Here is a 13,829-nt window from a genome sequence, read left to right as displayed (position 1 = left end):
TCAAGCGGGTATGAAAAATCCATTGGCCTGCTTCCCGACCAGTGATCCGACGGATGACAGATGGCTGTCAGTTGCTATGGTTCCATGAGGGGGCGATACGCCCGAGGAACGCTGAATTGCGCGCGATTGGCCGGCGCATGGGGATATGGATGAATCAGATGATCAAACCGCAACCGTACTGCAAGAACTGCCGGCTGGCGCCGCCCACTCTTAGCGACGAGAAGGTCGAGGAGCTGGAGGCGATCATCAAGCCGGGGCACCTGCTGCATAAGGGCGACTTCGTGTTCCGCCAGGGCGATCCCTTCCACAGCGTGTTCCTGGTGCGTTCCGGTTCGATCAAGACCTTCACCACCAACGAGCAGGGGCTGGAGAAGATCACCGGGTTCTATTTCGCCACCGAGATCTTCGGTTTCTCCGGCATGGGCGAAGGCAGCTATCCGGTGTCGGCGCAGGCACTGGAAAGCACGCTGTGCAGCGAGATTCCGTTCAACCAGCTGGAGGAGCTGTCGCTGCAGATTCCCGGCCTGTCGCACCAGATCATGCTGATGATGAGCCGCAAGATCCGTGAGGATCAGCAGATGAAGCTGCTGCTCTCGCGGCTGAACTCGGACTCGCGCATCGCTGCTTTCCTGCTGAACATCTCCGCGCATTTCCGCGAGCGTGGTTTCTCTGCCACGCGCTTCCGCCTGAGCATGTCGCGCAACGAGATCGGTGACTACCTGGGGCTGGCGGTGGAAACGGTGTCGCGCAGCTTTACCCGCCTGCAGAAGCACGGGCTGGTACGGGTGGACGGGCGGGAGACGGAGATCGTCGATTTCACCGAGTTGTGCGCGTTGGCCGGGGGGGAGGTCGAGCTTTAAGGTTCCAGCGGACCGCCCGAGCGGCGAGTTTCCCTAAAGCCCCTCCCCCTCGCCTCTCTGCCCATCAAGTCCCGATCACACCCCCATCGTCCTTGGTGATCACCATCGTCGTGGAACGCGGAATGCTCTGGCCGTCGCTGGCCGGGAAGCTGAGGGACGGGTGCTGAATGTTCACCCACATCGTCCTGCCATCAGGGCTCTGGGTAATCCCCGTCAGCTCGCAGCCACGCGGGCCGACCAGGAAGCGGCGCACCTCGCGGCTGTGCGGGTCGGCGCAGAGCAGCTGGTTGCAACCCATCGCCTGCATCGGCGCCTCGGCATCGTCGTAGTCGGTCTCGATCCACAGGCGGCCGGTGGTGTCGAAATACAGTCCATCCGGCGAGGAAAAGATATCGCCGTTGATGGTGCCGATCAGGTTCTCCGGCGCAGTGAAGCCCTTGTGCTCGCCAGCGAGCAGGAAGATTTCCCACTCGAAGGTGGTGGCGGTTGGGTCACCGCCGGCTTCGTTCCAGCGCAGGATCTGCCCGTGCAGGTTGTCCTTGCGCGGGTTGGCCGCGTCAACCGCCTGCTTCGTGCCGCGCGCATCGTTGTTGGTGAGGCTGACGTAGACCTCACGGGTGGTCTGCTGCACCGCGACCCACTCGGGACGATCCATCGGCGTGGCGCCCAGCAGGTCGGCGGCGGCACGGGCGTTGACCAGTACCTCGGCCTGGCTGGCGAAACCGTTCTCGGCGGTGAGGCCATTCTGCCCATGCACCAGCGGCAGCCACTGGCCGCTGCCATCGGCGTTGAAGCGCGCGACGTAGAGGGTGCCTTCGTCCAGCAGGTCGACGTTTGCCGCACGGTTGTTCGGCTCATACTGGCCCGCCGGGACGAACTTGTAGATGTACTCGCCCTTGGTGTCGTCGCCGTAGTAGAAGGCCATGCGGTTGTCGGCGCCCAGCGAAAGGGTCGAGCACTCGCGGCAGAAGCGGCCCACGGCGGTGCGCTTCTTCGGCGTCGAGGTCGGGTCGAACGGATCGATCTCCACTACCCAGCCGAAGCGGTTCGGTTCGTTGACATGGCCGCCGTGGGGCTGGTCGGCTTTGGGCGTGGCGTCGAAGCGCTGATCAACCGCCTCCCAGGCGTAGTAGTTGCTGAACTGGCCGTTGGACAGCCCATAGCGCTTGTGCGAGACGCGCTTGGCATAGTCGGCCTTGTCGCGGTTGACGAAGTACTGGTGCCAGTTTTCCTCGCACGCCAGGTAGGTGCCCCACGGCGTGACGCCCATGGAGCAGTTGTTCAGGGTGCCGAGCACCTGTTTCGCCTCCGGATCGCTGGCGGTGCGCAGCAGGTCGTGGCCGGCCAGCGGGCCGGACAGGTCCAGCGGCGAGCTGCCAGTGATGCGGCGGTTGTAGCTGGAGCCTTCGACGCGCTGCCACTGGCCGCTGGCGTCCTTCTTCACCTCGATCACGCTCAGGCCGTGGGCGGCGATTTCCTTGCGCACCTCGCCTTCCGGACGGCCACGGGTGCCATCGGGGCGGTCCTCGAAAGTCTGGCCCTTGGGGTGCAGCGTCGGGTTGATGTACTCGTGGTTGACCACCAGCAGGCCGTGGCTGTCCGGCGCATCGGGGAAGGGGAAGTAGTGCATGCCGTCATGATTGTCGCCGGCCTGCAGTTCCTGGGCCTTCCAATCCTCGCTGGCGTCGCCTTTCCAGACCGGCGAGCCGCTCACCACGGCGTCGCCCCAGGAGAAGAACGGTCGCGCGCTGTAGCCCTCGGCGACTATCACGCGATCGAACTTCGGGTCCTGCTGCACCGCCACACCCCTGAAGCCCAGCAGCGTGGTCGGTACCGGCGCATCGGCGGCGAATAGTGAACGGCCGGGGAACAGGCCGCCGCCGAGGAAACCGACGGCGCCCAGCACCAGGCTGTTCTTCAGCAGGCGGCGGCGCGAGGCGTCGATGAGCTCGCTCATCGGCACGTTGCCGGAAGGGTTGATCGCCTGGTCGTCGAAGGCGGCCAGCCGGTCGTGGAAATCCTGGAAATGCTCGCTCATCAGAGGTTCCTTCCGCGCGGCCGTCTTTCTGACGGCTCGGGTTGTCAGTAGAAGCTATCGGCGGAAGGTTAGGAATGCGGTGTTACGACGACATGACAACGCCGCCGAGCCCTGTGACAGGCTCGGCGGCGGGAATAAAAGCCGCCCCGCAGGACCAAGACGACGTCCGGGGGCGGGCGCGAGGGCATTTGCGAAACAGCGCGGCTCAGGCTTGCAGGCCGCCCTGCTCCGAACATTCGGGGCCCGCCAGGCGGGCCGTCCAGTCTTCCAGCACGCCACTGGTGAGGCGTTGCGCGGCGGTCTTGCGCCAGCGCAGGGATAAAGCATCGCAGGCCATCATCAGGCGCAGGCCGGTACGGTCCAGCGGGTGGCCGAAGTACCAATCCAGCAGGCTCGCTACGCTGAGCTGCGGGTAGTGTCGCTGCACCAGTTCCAGCGGTGCGTCGGGTGCGACCATGCCGGAACGGCGCACCCGGTAGAACCAGCCGCAACGCCCCTGCTCCTGCACTTCCAGCGGCAGACCAGGGAGATTCCAACGCCGCGCAAGGCGGTAGCTGGGCGAGCGCGGCTGGCTCACTTCGATCAGCGCCTCGCCCCAGCGAAACAGGTCGCCAATGCAGACCTCCTGTTCATTGAGCCCGAAGGTCGACAGGTTCTCGCCGAAAGCCGGCTGTCGCCAGCGCGTCTGCGGGTGCTGCTTGCGCCAGTGGCGGTAGTGCTCGGCCGGGTAGTGGTGCAGGGCGCGGTCCAGGCCACCGTCGCGGCGCAGGTCGGCCCGTGCGTCGCCCGGCAGCCCTTCGGCGCCGAGCCAGACTTCCTGATGCGTTTCCAGCTTGTCGATATCGCTGAGTAGACCTCCCCAGCTTTCTTCGACTTTGCCTATGAAAACGCCCTGGATGACGATGCTTTCCACCTTTGTCTACCCATCTGAGACAGCGGACAAGCGCTAGAGTAGTGGCCTGGATGGGTGACACTCCATTTCGATTTTCCAGTTTCGTTGATAAGAAGACCTTATGGATTTCCGCCAGCTCCGCTATTTCGTCGCGCTTTACGAGGAAGGCCATGTCGGGCGCGCCGCCGAACGCCTGGCGATTTCCCAGCCGGCGCTGTCGCAACAGATTCGCCAGCTGGAGCAGAACCTCGACGTGGCGCTGTTCCAGCGCAGCGGCAAGCGCCTGCTGCCGACCGCCGCCGCGCACACGCTGTACAACCACGCTGTGCCGCTGCTCGAAGGCCTGGAGCGGGCCCGCGAGGCGCTGCGCGGCTTCCGCGGGCAGAGCGCACGCAGTTTGGCCATTGGTGTGCTGCAGACGGTCAACGCCAGCCTGGTTCCGCATCTGGTGGAACGCCTGCATGCGGCGCAGCCTCACGTGCAGGTGCGTATCTACGAGCTCTCCGGCGTGGAGATCGAGCGTCGACTGTTGATCGGTCAGCTGGATATCGGCATCGGCTTCCTGCCGCCGCGCCAGCCGGCGCTGCACGGCGTGGAACTGTACCCGGACGAATTGCAGCTGGTGATTCCGGCGGACCACCCGCTGAAGGACTTCAAGAAGGTGTCGCTGGCTCAGGCCGCTGAATTGCCGATGCTGCTGCTCGGCGAAGAATTCCGCGCCCGGCAGATCTGGCAGGAGCAACTGGCGGCCATTGGCCGGCGGCCGCGGGTGCAGGCGGAGCTCAATCATATGGGCGGCATCCTCGACAGCCTGCCGCAGAGCCGCTTCGCCACTGTGCTGCCGGGCCGCGCGCGGCAGATGCATGCGCACAAGGACTTGCTCTGGAAACCCCTGAGCGAACCGCGCATTCCGCTGAGCGTGGGGCTGGTCTATCGCGATGCCCAGCGGCAGCAGCCAACGGTGGAGCTGTTGCGCTCGTTGCTCGACGGCGCGGTCTGATGACAACCGCTTTTCGCAGGGTCGAGGGGACACCTGGTTCTTGCTGGCGAACCCGGCCCCGCTAGGGGATTTGTTCGCGGGCAAGCTCGCTCCCACAAGTAACCCCATCGCGGAGCGACGCACTCGCGAAATCGCGTGCAAGAAAAAACCCCGCCTCTTTCGAGGCGGGGTTTTGCAGACCGATATCCTGACGTCCGTGCTAGCCACCGTCCTTGGTGGATTCCCTTGTTTCCGTATTGTCGTTGGCGCTTCCTGCGCAATGTCCTGACTGAGAGAAAGGTTACCGCTGTAGGCCGTTGTCAGAAAGACGCCGATCACCACCGCTGTTTGTAAGCCATGGCTTACAAAGATTCGAAATACCCTTCTTCTCAAAAGAAATATCACAATGAAAAAGCCCCGCCGAGGCGGGGCTTTTTCACACGTGAACGCTTAGAACTGCGCGGCGTCCAGCAGGTACAGCGACTCGCTGCCAGCCTTCACCGAGGCGCTCAGGGAGTGGATGCGCGGCAGCAGGCGGGCGAAGTAGAAGCGCGCTGTGCCGAGCTTGCTGGCATAGAACTCGTCCTGGCCTTCCTTGCCCAGCGCAGCGCGCGCCATCAGCGCCCACATATAGGCGTAGGCGGTGTAGCCGAAGGCGTGCAGGTACTCGACCGAGGCGGCGCCGATCTCGTTCGGATTGCCCTTGGCACGGTCCAGGACCCAGGCAGTCAGCTCGTCGAGGTTCTGCACGGCAGCGTTCAGCGGACCGGTGAACTCAGCCAGCTCAGCGGAAGCCGAGGCGGTGAAGGCACGAATCTCGTCGGTGAACAGCTTGGCGTAGGCGCCACCGCTGCCGACGATCTTGCGGCCCATCAGGTCCAGCGCCTGGATGCCGTTGGTGCCTTCGTAGATCTGGGTGATGCGGCAATCGCGCACCAACTGTTCCTGGCCCCACTCACGGATGAAGCCGTGGCCGCCGAAGATCTGCTGGCCATGGATGGTGGTTTCCAGACCCATGTCGGTGAGGAAGGCCTTGGCCACCGGGGTCAGCAGTGCGACCAGTTCCTCGGCGCGCTTGCGGGTGGTCGGCTCTTCGCTGTACTTGGCGGTATCCAGCTGCATGGCAACGTAGCTGGAGAAGGCACGGCCGCCCTCGTTCAGCGCTTTCATGGTCAGCAGCATGCGACGCACATCCGGGTGGACGATGATCGGGTCGGCGGCCTTGTCCTTGGCCACGGGGCCGGTCGGCGCGCGGCTCTGGATACGCTCGCGGGCGTATTCCACGGCGCTCTGGTAGGAGCGCTCGCCAGTGGCCAGGCCCTGGATGCCAACGCCCAGGCGCTCGTAGTTCATCATCGTGAACATGGCGGCCAGGCCCTTGTTCGGGGCATCGACGATCCAGCCGGTGGCGCCGTCGAAGTTCATCACGCAAGTGGCGGAGCCCTTGATGCCCATCTTGTGTTCGATGGAGCCACAGGACACCGCATTGCGCTCGGCCAGGGAGCCGTCTGCGTTGACCATCACCTTCGGCACCAGGAACAGCGAGATGCCCTTGGAACCGGCCGGTGCATCGGGAAGCTTGGCCAGCACCAGGTGGATGATGTTCTCGGTCAGGTCATGCTCGCCGCCGGTAATGAAGATCTTGGTGCCGGAAATCTTGAAGCTGCCGTCGGCCTGCGGTTCGGCCTTGGTACGGATCATGCCCAGGTCGGTGCCGGCGTGCGGCTCGGTCAGGCACATGGAGCCGGCCCAGGTGCCGGCGTACATGTTCGGCAAGTACTTGGCCTTGAGCTCTTCGCTGGCGTGGTTGAGCAGCGACAGGCAGGCGCCGGCGGTCAGCATCGGGTACAGGCCGAAGGACAGGTTGGCCGAGTTGACCATTTCCTCGACCTGGGCGCCGATCACCTTGGGCATGCCCATGCCGCCGAATTCCGGCGCGCCGCCCACGCCCACCCAGCCGCCTTCGGCATAGGTGCGGTAGGCCTCGGGGAAGCCGGCCGGGGTCTTCACACCCTCGGCGCTCCAGCTGCAGCCTTCTTCGTCGCCGCTACGGTTCAGCGGGGCGATCACGCCGCCGGTGACTTTACCGGCCTCTTCGAGGATCGCCGAGGCGGTCTCGGCATCGACGGTCTCGGCCAGGACGGGCAGTTCGCCCCAGAGCTTGGCAACCTCGAAGACTTCATTGAGGACGAATTGCATGTCGCGCAGGGGAGCTTTGTAGTCAGCCATGATGGATCCTCGAACGAAAACGACGGCTGATCAGGCAGCCAGCGGTATCAGAATAGGAGGTACACGAAGGTACGCCGCCGGAGTTTACTCCAACAACTTTTCAGAGATTAAGCGTCATGATATGACCGCACAACAATAGTTTGGTCATATTTTGTAGCGATAGGCAGAAGGCCCGCACGGGGCGGGCCTGCTTGTCCGGCATAAGACGTCCAGCCTACAGGGCGCATGTCATCCGCCGTTTGGGTCGGCGGATAAAGCGTTCCGTTTTATGCGCCCTATGCGGCCAGCCGGGTTTACAGCGCGAATTGCTCGGCCGACAGGCGCATCAGCACCTCGGAACCCGCCTCCGCTGCCGCCACATGGGACAGCGCGCGAGGCAGCAGGCGGCTGAAGTAGAACTCGGCGGTGGCCAGCTTGGTTTCGTAGAAGGCCTTCTCGCCAGCGCCCTCTTCCAGCTTCTGCTGGGCGACCAGCGCCATGCGCAGCCAGAAGTAGCCAAGGGTGATGTAGCCGGAGTACATCAGGTAATCCACCGAGGCGGCACCGACTTCGTCCGGGTTCTTCATGGCGGCCAGGCCGAGTTTCTGGGTCAGCTCACCCCATTGCTTGTTCAACGCCGCCAACTGGGCGACCTGGGCCTTGAGCTGCGGGTGCTCGGCGTGCTGCTGGCAGAGCTGGTGGACCAGCCTGGTGAAGCCCATCAGCAGCTTGCCCTGGCTACCGAGGACCTTGCGGCCCAGCAGGTCCAGCGCCTGGATGCCGTTGGTGCCCTCGTAGATCGGCGCGATGCGACAATCCCGGACAAGCTGCTCCATGCCCCATTCGCGGATGAAGCCGTGGCCGCCGAACACCTGCATGCCGTGGTTGGTCACTTCCAGGCCGGTCTCGGTCATGAAGGCCTTGCAGATCGGCGTGAGGAAGGCCAGCAGGTTGCCGGCGCGCTCGCGCTCCTCGGCGTCCTGGGAAAGATGCTCGATGTCCAGGAGTTGTGCGGTGAAGTAGGCCAGCGCGCGGTTGCCCTCGTTGAACGCCTTCATGGTCAGCAGCATGCGGCGCACGTCCGGGTGGACGATGATCGGGTCGGCGGGTTTATCCGGCGCCTTCGGGCCGGTCAGCGAACGCATCTGCAGGCGGTCCTGGGCGTAGCGCACGGCGCCCTGGTAGCTGGTCTCGCCGAGGCAGAGGCCCTGCATGCCGGTGCCCAGGCGCGCGTGGTTCATCATGGTGAACATGCAGGCCAGGCCCTTGTTGGCTTCGCCGATCAGGAAGCCCCTGGCACCGTCGAAGTTCATTACGCAGGTGGCGGAGGCCTTGATGCCCATCTTGTGTTCGATGGAGCCGCAGGCCACGGCATTGCGCTCGCCGACGTCGCCGTTCGCATCGAGGTTGAATTTCGGCACGATGAACAGCGAGATGCCCTTGGTGCCGGCCGGCGCGTCGGGCAACTTGGCCAGCACCAGGTGGATGATGTTCTCGGAGAGGTCGTGCTCACCGGCGGAGATGAAGATCTTGGTGCCGGTAATCGCGTAGCTGCCGTCGGCATTGGGCACGGCGCGGGTCTTGATGATGCCCAGGTCGGTGCCGCAGTGCGGCTCGGTCAGGCACATGGTGCCGGTCCAGACCGCGCTGGTCATGCGCGGCAGATAGGTGTTCTTCTGCTCTTCGCTGCCGTGGGCGTGGATGGCGGCCATGGCACCCTTGGTCAGGCCGGGGTACATGCCCCAGGAGCAGTTGGAGGCGCCGATCATCTCGCTGACCAGCAGGCCGAGGGACGGCGGCAGCCCCTGACCGCCATATTCCGGGTCGCTGGAAACGCCGTTCCAGCCGGCCTCGACGTACTGTGCAAAGGCTTCCTTGAAGCCCTTGGGCGTGGTCACCACGCCATTGTCGAAGTGGCAGCCTTCCTCGTCGCCGGAGCGGTTCAGCGGGGCGATGACCTGTTCGCAGAACTTCGCGCCTTCCTCGAGGATGGCGGCGAACATGTCCGGGGTGGCGTCGGTGGCGCCGAGGGCTTCATAGCGACCGGTGAAGTCGAAGACTTCGTCGGTGAGGAAGCGCACGTCGCGCAGGGGGGCCTTGTACTCGGGCATCGCGAATCTCCGTTCGGTTCTGGGCGCCAGCATGGCGCGGAAACCTCGAACCTAACGGGGCGTGACCGCGCGGACAATCACGCTGCACGCGCTGAATGCGTGGTCATAACCCGGCCGGGTCAGGCAGTACGCACCGCTCCGCGACGGGATTGCCCATGCACGGCCACACGGTTGCGCCCGCCGCTCTTGGCCGAGTAAAGCGCCTCGTCGGCACCCTTGATGACCTCCTCCGGGCTGCGCCGCTCGCCGTCGCGCTCGGCGACGCCGACGCTGATGGTCACCGAGACGGTCTGCGCGTCCTTGCCGCTGCGCTTGCTACGGCCCTGGCGGTCGTCCTTGGGACGGTTGCCGCGGTCGCGCAGGTGCATGGCGTAGCTCTCGATAGCCTGGCGCACGCCGTCGAGGTGCGGCAGACACTGCTCGACGGTCTTGCCGGCGAACACCAGGGTGAATTCCTCGCCACCATAACGGTACGCCTTGCCGCCACCGCCGGTACGGCGCAACTGGCCGGCAACCATGCGCAGCACCTGGTCACCGACATCGTGGCCGTGGCTGTCGTTGAATTTCTTGAAGTGGTCGACGTCGATCATCGCCAGCACGTACTGCTGGCCCAGGCGCTGGAAGCGCTCGTTCAGCGCGCGACGGCCAGGCAGGCCGGTGAGCTCGTCGCGGAAGGCCATCTGATAAGCCTCATGCGCCACCGCGCCAGCGAGGGTGAGCATCACCAGGCTGGTCATCACGGTGAGCGCATGGGGCAGGATGAATACCTTGGGCAGCATCCATAACAGGCCAAGCAAGCCAACCAGTTGCGCCGCGTGCAGCGGCCGCGGCTGGCGCACGTAGGCGGCGACCAGGGCGACGAAAGCCATGAGGAAGCCGAAGTAGGACAACTGCGCCAGGTTCATCCATTGGCCGTGCAAGGCCGGCCAGTAGGTGGCGCTGAGCAGTTCCGCCAGGCCCTGCGGGAAACGCCTGGCCAGGGCCGTCGCGACTACGGCTACGGCAATCAGCGCGGCGCTGCGGGCCAGAAGGTCCTGCAGCAGGTGCATACGCTCCTGCCAGATGCCATACATTCCAAACAGCAGCGGCAACAGCACGCAGCACAGGTGGAAGACCAATGCCGCCTCCGGCATCACCACGCGGTGGGCCTGGAAGTAATCGACCTGGGTATCGAGCAGGAAGTAGGCGATGTAAACGCAGGACAGCATGAACAGTTGGCGCTGGCGGTTGTAGACCAGGCATAGCGCGCCACCGAGCAACAGCAGCAGGGTCGGCAGGACGTTGAACAGTGAGGTGAAGAAATCGGACAGTTCGGCCAAGGAGCCGGCGGCGATGCCGGCCGGGATCAGCAGCAAAGGCGTGAGGAAGTGGCTGAGCCGGTAGGGGGCCGTGGGTCGCACAAGGGGTTCCGCAAGGTGGGTGCCGGGCTCGCCGTCAGTCGATCGGCAAGTGGCGTAATGATGGCATTTTCTGCGGACATTTGTGTGGTATCGGATACGAAAAAGCCCGCCTTGCGGCGGGCTCCTTCCTGTTCAGCAGACGGGCGGCGGGCCACCCCCCCCTGATCAGTAACCGAGGGCGAAATCATCCTCGGCCAGGTCCATCAGGTTGTTGGCACCCGACAGCATGGCGCCGACGTGCGCGCGGGTGCGCGGCAGGATGCGCTGGAAGTAGAAGCGCGCGGTCTTCAGCTTGGCCTGGTAGAAGGCCTCTTCGCTGGTACCGGCAGCCAGCTTCTCGGCCGCCAGGCGAGCCATGTCGGCCCAGAAGTAGGCCAGGCACGCGTAGCCGGAGAACATCAGGTAGTCGACCGATGCGGCGCCGACTTCCTCGCGGTCCTTCATGGCGGCCATGCCGACCTTCATGGTCAGGTCGCCCCACTCCTTGTTCAGCGCCGCCAGCGGTGCAACGAACTCTTTGACCGCTTCGTTGGCTTCGTTGGCCTGGCAGAACTTGTGCACGATCTTGGTGAAGCCCTTGAGCGCTTCGCCCTGGGTCATGAGGATCTTGCGGCCCAGCAGGTCCAGCGCCTGAACGCCGGTGGTGCCTTCGTACAGCATGGAGATGCGGCTGTCGCGGACGTTCTGTTCCATGCCGTGCTCGGCGATGAAGCCGTGGCCGCCATAGATCTGCACGCCGTGGTTGGCGGCTTCGAAGCCCACTTCGGTCATGAACGCCTTGGCGATCGGGGTGAGGAAGGCCAGCATCGAGTCAGCGGCTTTCTTCTCTTCTTCGTCCTGGCTGCGCTGGACGATGTCGACCTGCTTGGCGGCGAAGTACAGCATGGCGCGGTTGCCTTCGGCGAATGCCTTGGCGGTCAGCAGCATGCGACGTACGTCCGGGTGCACGATGATCGGGTCAGCGGGCTTCTCCGGGGCTTTCGGGCCAGTCAGCGAACGCATCTGCAGACGTTCGCGAGCGTAAGCGATGCCGCCCTGGAAACCGATTTCGGCGTGGGCCAGGCCTTGCAGCGCGGTGCCCAGGCGAGCGGTATTCATGAAGGTGAACATGCAGTTCAGGCCCTTGTTCGGCGGGCCGATCAGGAAGCCGGTGGCGGCGTCGAAGTTCATCACGCAGGTGGCGTTGCCGTGGATCCCCATCTTGTGTTCGATCGAGCCACAGGAAACGGCGTTGCGCTCGCCCACGTTACCTTCGGCGTTGGGCAGGAACTTCGGCACGATGAACAGCGAGATGCCCTTGGTGCCCTGCGGGGCGTCGGGCAGGCGGGCCAGTACGATGTGGACGATGTTATCGGCCATGTCGTGTTCGCCGGCGGAGATGAAGATCTTGGTGCCGGTGATCTTATAGGTGCCATCAGCCTGCGGCTCGGCCTTGGTGCGCAGCATGCCCAGGTCGGTGCCGCAATGCGGCTCGGTCAGGCACATGGTGCCGGTCCACTCGCCGGACACCAGCTTGGTCAGGTAGGTTTGCTGCTGCTCGGAGGTACCGTGGGCGTGCAGGGTGTTCATGGCGCCGTGGGACAGGCCCGGGTACATGCCCCAGGACCAGTTGGCCTGGCCGACCATTTCGCTGATCGCAAGGCCAAGGGATTCGGGCAGGCCCTGACCGCCGTGCTCGACGTCATGGGCCAGGCTCGGCCAGCCGCCTTCGACGAACTGCTGGTAGGCCTCTTTGAAACCGGTCGGGGTCTTGACGCCTTCCGGGCTCCATTTGCAGCCTTCCAGGTCGCCAGTGCGGTTCAGCGGAGCGATTACCTGTTCGCAGAACTTCGCACCCTCTTCGAGGATGGCATTCACCATGTCCGGGGTGGCGTCTTCGGCGCCCGGCAGGTTCTGGTAGTGCGCTTCGTAGCCCAGCAGCTCGTCGCGAACGAAACGGATATCACGCAAGGGGGCCTTGTAATCAGGCATAGCGGTAAACCTCTACGAAGGGTTCTGGTTAATGGGCGACCGGTTGCTGCGGTCGCAGTGCGGGAGCATTCCCGGCCGCCCAGTCGGTGCGCGCACGCATCCGGACAGTCAAACAGGCGTTTGAAACATACGTTTACGCCATACCCTTGTCAAGCATGCAAACCGACCATCCGGTCACGCCTGCGGCGCTGTCCGAGCGACGCATTCGCAGCGACGTCCTGCGGATAATTAAAGCCCATGGCAGAGCGGCCGGCGTGTCTCGAGGACAGCCGGCCGCTACAGTGAAATCAGGGAGTGGGAAGAGGCGCGATCAGACGCGGATATCGATCAAGGTGCCGAGCGTTTCGTCGGCTGCCTGAATGACCTTGGCGTTGGCCTTCACTTCGTGCTCGCCGCGGCGCAGGTCCACCAGGCGGTCGTTGAGCACTTCGCTGGGCGCGGTGCCGGCAGTGGCGATGTCGGTACTGGCGCGGTCGACGCGGCGCTGGCCGTTCTGCACGCCATACAGGCCCGCAGAGAAAGCATTACCGGAAATTTCCATCGTCACGCCTCCACAACAAAAGCAGCAAGTGGCCACCATTCAAGCAGACACGCCGGCTCAGGCCAAGGCTCGGTTACAAATCCAGGATGCCCAGGTCCAGATGCGCAGACACCGCCGCCGGAGTCGCCGAGGCCAGGCGCGGCACGCGCCCGAGGCAGGGTGCGGGCAGTCGCTCGGCGAGGGTCGCGAGGTTCTCTTCCAGACGGGAGGTCTGCGCGTCGACGATGTTCGCCACCCAGCCGGCCAGCAACAGGCCATCGCGCTGGATGGCCTCGGCGCTGAGCACGGCGTGGTTGATGCAGCCCAGGCGCACCCCGACCACCAGGATTACCGGCAGCCCGAGGGCGACGGCGAGGTCCGACAGGCTCTCTTCCCCCGCCAACGGCACGCGCCAGCCACCGGCGCCTTCCACCAGGGTGAAGTCGGCGCCCATTTCCAGCACCGAACGCACCGGGCCCTTGAGCGCTTCGACCGTCAGCTTCACGCCCTGCTCGCGGGCGGCAAGGTGCGGCGCAATGGCCGGCTCGAAGGCGAAGGGGTTCACCTGCTCGTAGGCCAGCGGCACGCTGCACTCGCCCAGCAGCGCCAGCGCGTCGGAGTTGCGCAGGCCCTCGGGGCTGCGCTCGCAGCCGGAGGCCACGGGCTTGGCAGCCGCGGTGGACAAGCCCGCCTGCCGCGCCGCATGGAGCAGGCCGGCAGCGATGGTGGTCTTGCCGATCTCGGTGTCGGTGCCGGTGACGAAGTAGGCGTGGGACATGGGTTCCTCTTGGCTCTTTGATGTAGGAGCGAACGTGCTCGCGAACGGGATTCACCGGCAGCACTCGAGCTG

The 13,829-nt window shown here is 64.8% G+C and carries 10 protein-coding genes; 2 read left to right on the top strand and 8 right to left on the bottom strand.

The window, feature by feature from the left end; translation table 11 throughout:
- Nucleotides 1-158 precede the first annotated feature (158 nt).
- Nucleotides 159-860 carry a fumarate/nitrate reduction transcriptional regulator Fnr gene (gene fnr, locus PNI01S_RS23395; protein ID WP_089285795.1) on the top strand — a complete coding sequence of 234 codons (702 nt, stop codon included), beginning with the start codon at nucleotides 159-161 and terminating at the stop codon, nucleotides 858-860.
- 64 nt (nucleotides 861-924) lie between these two features.
- Here the strand turns inward: fnr and PNI01S_RS23390 are convergent, their stop codons facing one another.
- Both PNI01S_RS23390 and PNI01S_RS23385 read right to left on the bottom strand, forming a co-directional pair.
- Nucleotides 925-2,898: a PhoX family protein gene (locus tag PNI01S_RS23390; protein WP_084359382.1), complete on the bottom strand. Its 1,974-nt coding sequence runs from the start codon at nucleotides 2,896-2,898 to the stop codon at nucleotides 925-927.
- Nucleotides 2,899-3,103: 205 nt separating this feature from the next.
- On the bottom strand, nucleotides 3,104-3,811 hold the full coding sequence (locus tag PNI01S_RS23385; protein WP_024763623.1) for an MOSC domain-containing protein: 708 nt from the start codon (nucleotides 3,809-3,811) through the stop codon (nucleotides 3,104-3,106).
- 100 nt (nucleotides 3,812-3,911) lie between these two features.
- On the opposite strand from PNI01S_RS23385, the gene PNI01S_RS23380 reads away from it, so the two are divergent.
- Nucleotides 3,912-4,790 (top strand): LysR family transcriptional regulator, encoded by an 879-nt coding sequence (locus PNI01S_RS23380; RefSeq protein WP_024763624.1) that lies wholly within the window; start codon nucleotides 3,912-3,914, stop codon nucleotides 4,788-4,790.
- Nucleotides 4,791-5,219: 429 nt separating this feature from the next.
- Here PNI01S_RS23380 and PNI01S_RS23375 read toward each other — a convergent pair whose 3' ends face one another.
- From PNI01S_RS23375 to bioD, 6 genes are all read right to left on the bottom strand, one after another.
- Nucleotides 5,220-6,998: an acyl-CoA dehydrogenase C-terminal domain-containing protein gene (locus PNI01S_RS23375; RefSeq protein WP_084359380.1), complete on the bottom strand. Its 1,779-nt coding sequence runs from the start codon at nucleotides 6,996-6,998 to the stop codon at nucleotides 5,220-5,222.
- A 293-nt stretch (nucleotides 6,999-7,291) separates the two neighbouring features.
- A complete protein-coding gene (locus PNI01S_RS23370; RefSeq protein ID WP_084359378.1) occupies nucleotides 7,292-9,088 on the bottom strand; it encodes an acyl-CoA dehydrogenase C-terminal domain-containing protein in 1,797 nt (598 codons plus the stop codon).
- Between the two features lie 119 nt (nucleotides 9,089-9,207).
- A complete protein-coding gene (locus PNI01S_RS23365; protein ID WP_084359376.1) occupies nucleotides 9,208-10,488 on the bottom strand; it encodes a GGDEF domain-containing protein in 1,281 nt (426 codons plus the stop codon).
- A gap of 165 nt (nucleotides 10,489-10,653) precedes the next feature.
- Nucleotides 10,654-12,459 (bottom strand): phenylacyl-CoA dehydrogenase, encoded by a 1,806-nt coding sequence (locus PNI01S_RS23360; protein ID WP_084359374.1) that lies wholly within the window; start codon nucleotides 12,457-12,459, stop codon nucleotides 10,654-10,656.
- Nucleotides 12,460-12,769: 310 nt separating this feature from the next.
- On the bottom strand, nucleotides 12,770-13,000 hold the full coding sequence (locus tag PNI01S_RS23355; protein ID WP_084359372.1) for a hypothetical protein: 231 nt from the start codon (nucleotides 12,998-13,000) through the stop codon (nucleotides 12,770-12,772).
- Nucleotides 13,001-13,073: 73 nt separating this feature from the next.
- Nucleotides 13,074-13,757 (bottom strand): dethiobiotin synthase, encoded by a 684-nt coding sequence (bioD, locus tag PNI01S_RS23350; RefSeq protein ID WP_084359370.1) that lies wholly within the window; start codon nucleotides 13,755-13,757, stop codon nucleotides 13,074-13,076.
- Nucleotides 13,758-13,829: the final 72 nt, after the last annotated feature.

This window comes from Pseudomonas nitroreducens NBRC 12694 (assembly GCF_002091755.1).
GTDB lineage: Bacteria > Pseudomonadota > Gammaproteobacteria > Pseudomonadales > Pseudomonadaceae > Pseudomonas > Pseudomonas nitroreducens.
Note: the sequence above shows the minus strand (reverse complement) of the source record. Positions and strands in the feature narration are given on the sequence as shown.

Excerpts from the sequence above, each read along its gene's own strand:
- fnr (WP_089285795.1), top strand. The coding sequence starts at position 159 with ATGATCAAACCGCAACCGTACTGCAAGAACTGCCGGCTGGCGCCGCCC.
- PNI01S_RS23390 (WP_084359382.1), bottom strand. The coding sequence starts at position 2,898 with ATGAGCGAGCATTTCCAGGATTTCCACGACCGGCTGGCCGCCTTCGAC.
- PNI01S_RS23380 (WP_024763624.1), top strand. The coding sequence starts at position 3,912 with ATGGATTTCCGCCAGCTCCGCTATTTCGTCGCGCTTTACGAGGAAGGC.
- PNI01S_RS23375 (WP_084359380.1), bottom strand. The coding sequence starts at position 6,998 with ATGGCTGACTACAAAGCTCCCCTGCGCGACATGCAATTCGTCCTCAAT.
- PNI01S_RS23370 (WP_084359378.1), bottom strand. The coding sequence starts at position 9,088 with ATGCCCGAGTACAAGGCCCCCCTGCGCGACGTGCGCTTCCTCACCGAC.
- PNI01S_RS23360 (WP_084359374.1), bottom strand. The coding sequence starts at position 12,459 with ATGCCTGATTACAAGGCCCCCTTGCGTGATATCCGTTTCGTTCGCGAC.
- PNI01S_RS23355 (WP_084359372.1), bottom strand. The coding sequence starts at position 13,000 with ATGGAAATTTCCGGTAATGCTTTCTCTGCGGGCCTGTATGGCGTGCAG.
- bioD (WP_084359370.1), bottom strand. The coding sequence starts at position 13,757 with ATGTCCCACGCCTACTTCGTCACCGGCACCGACACCGAGATCGGCAAG.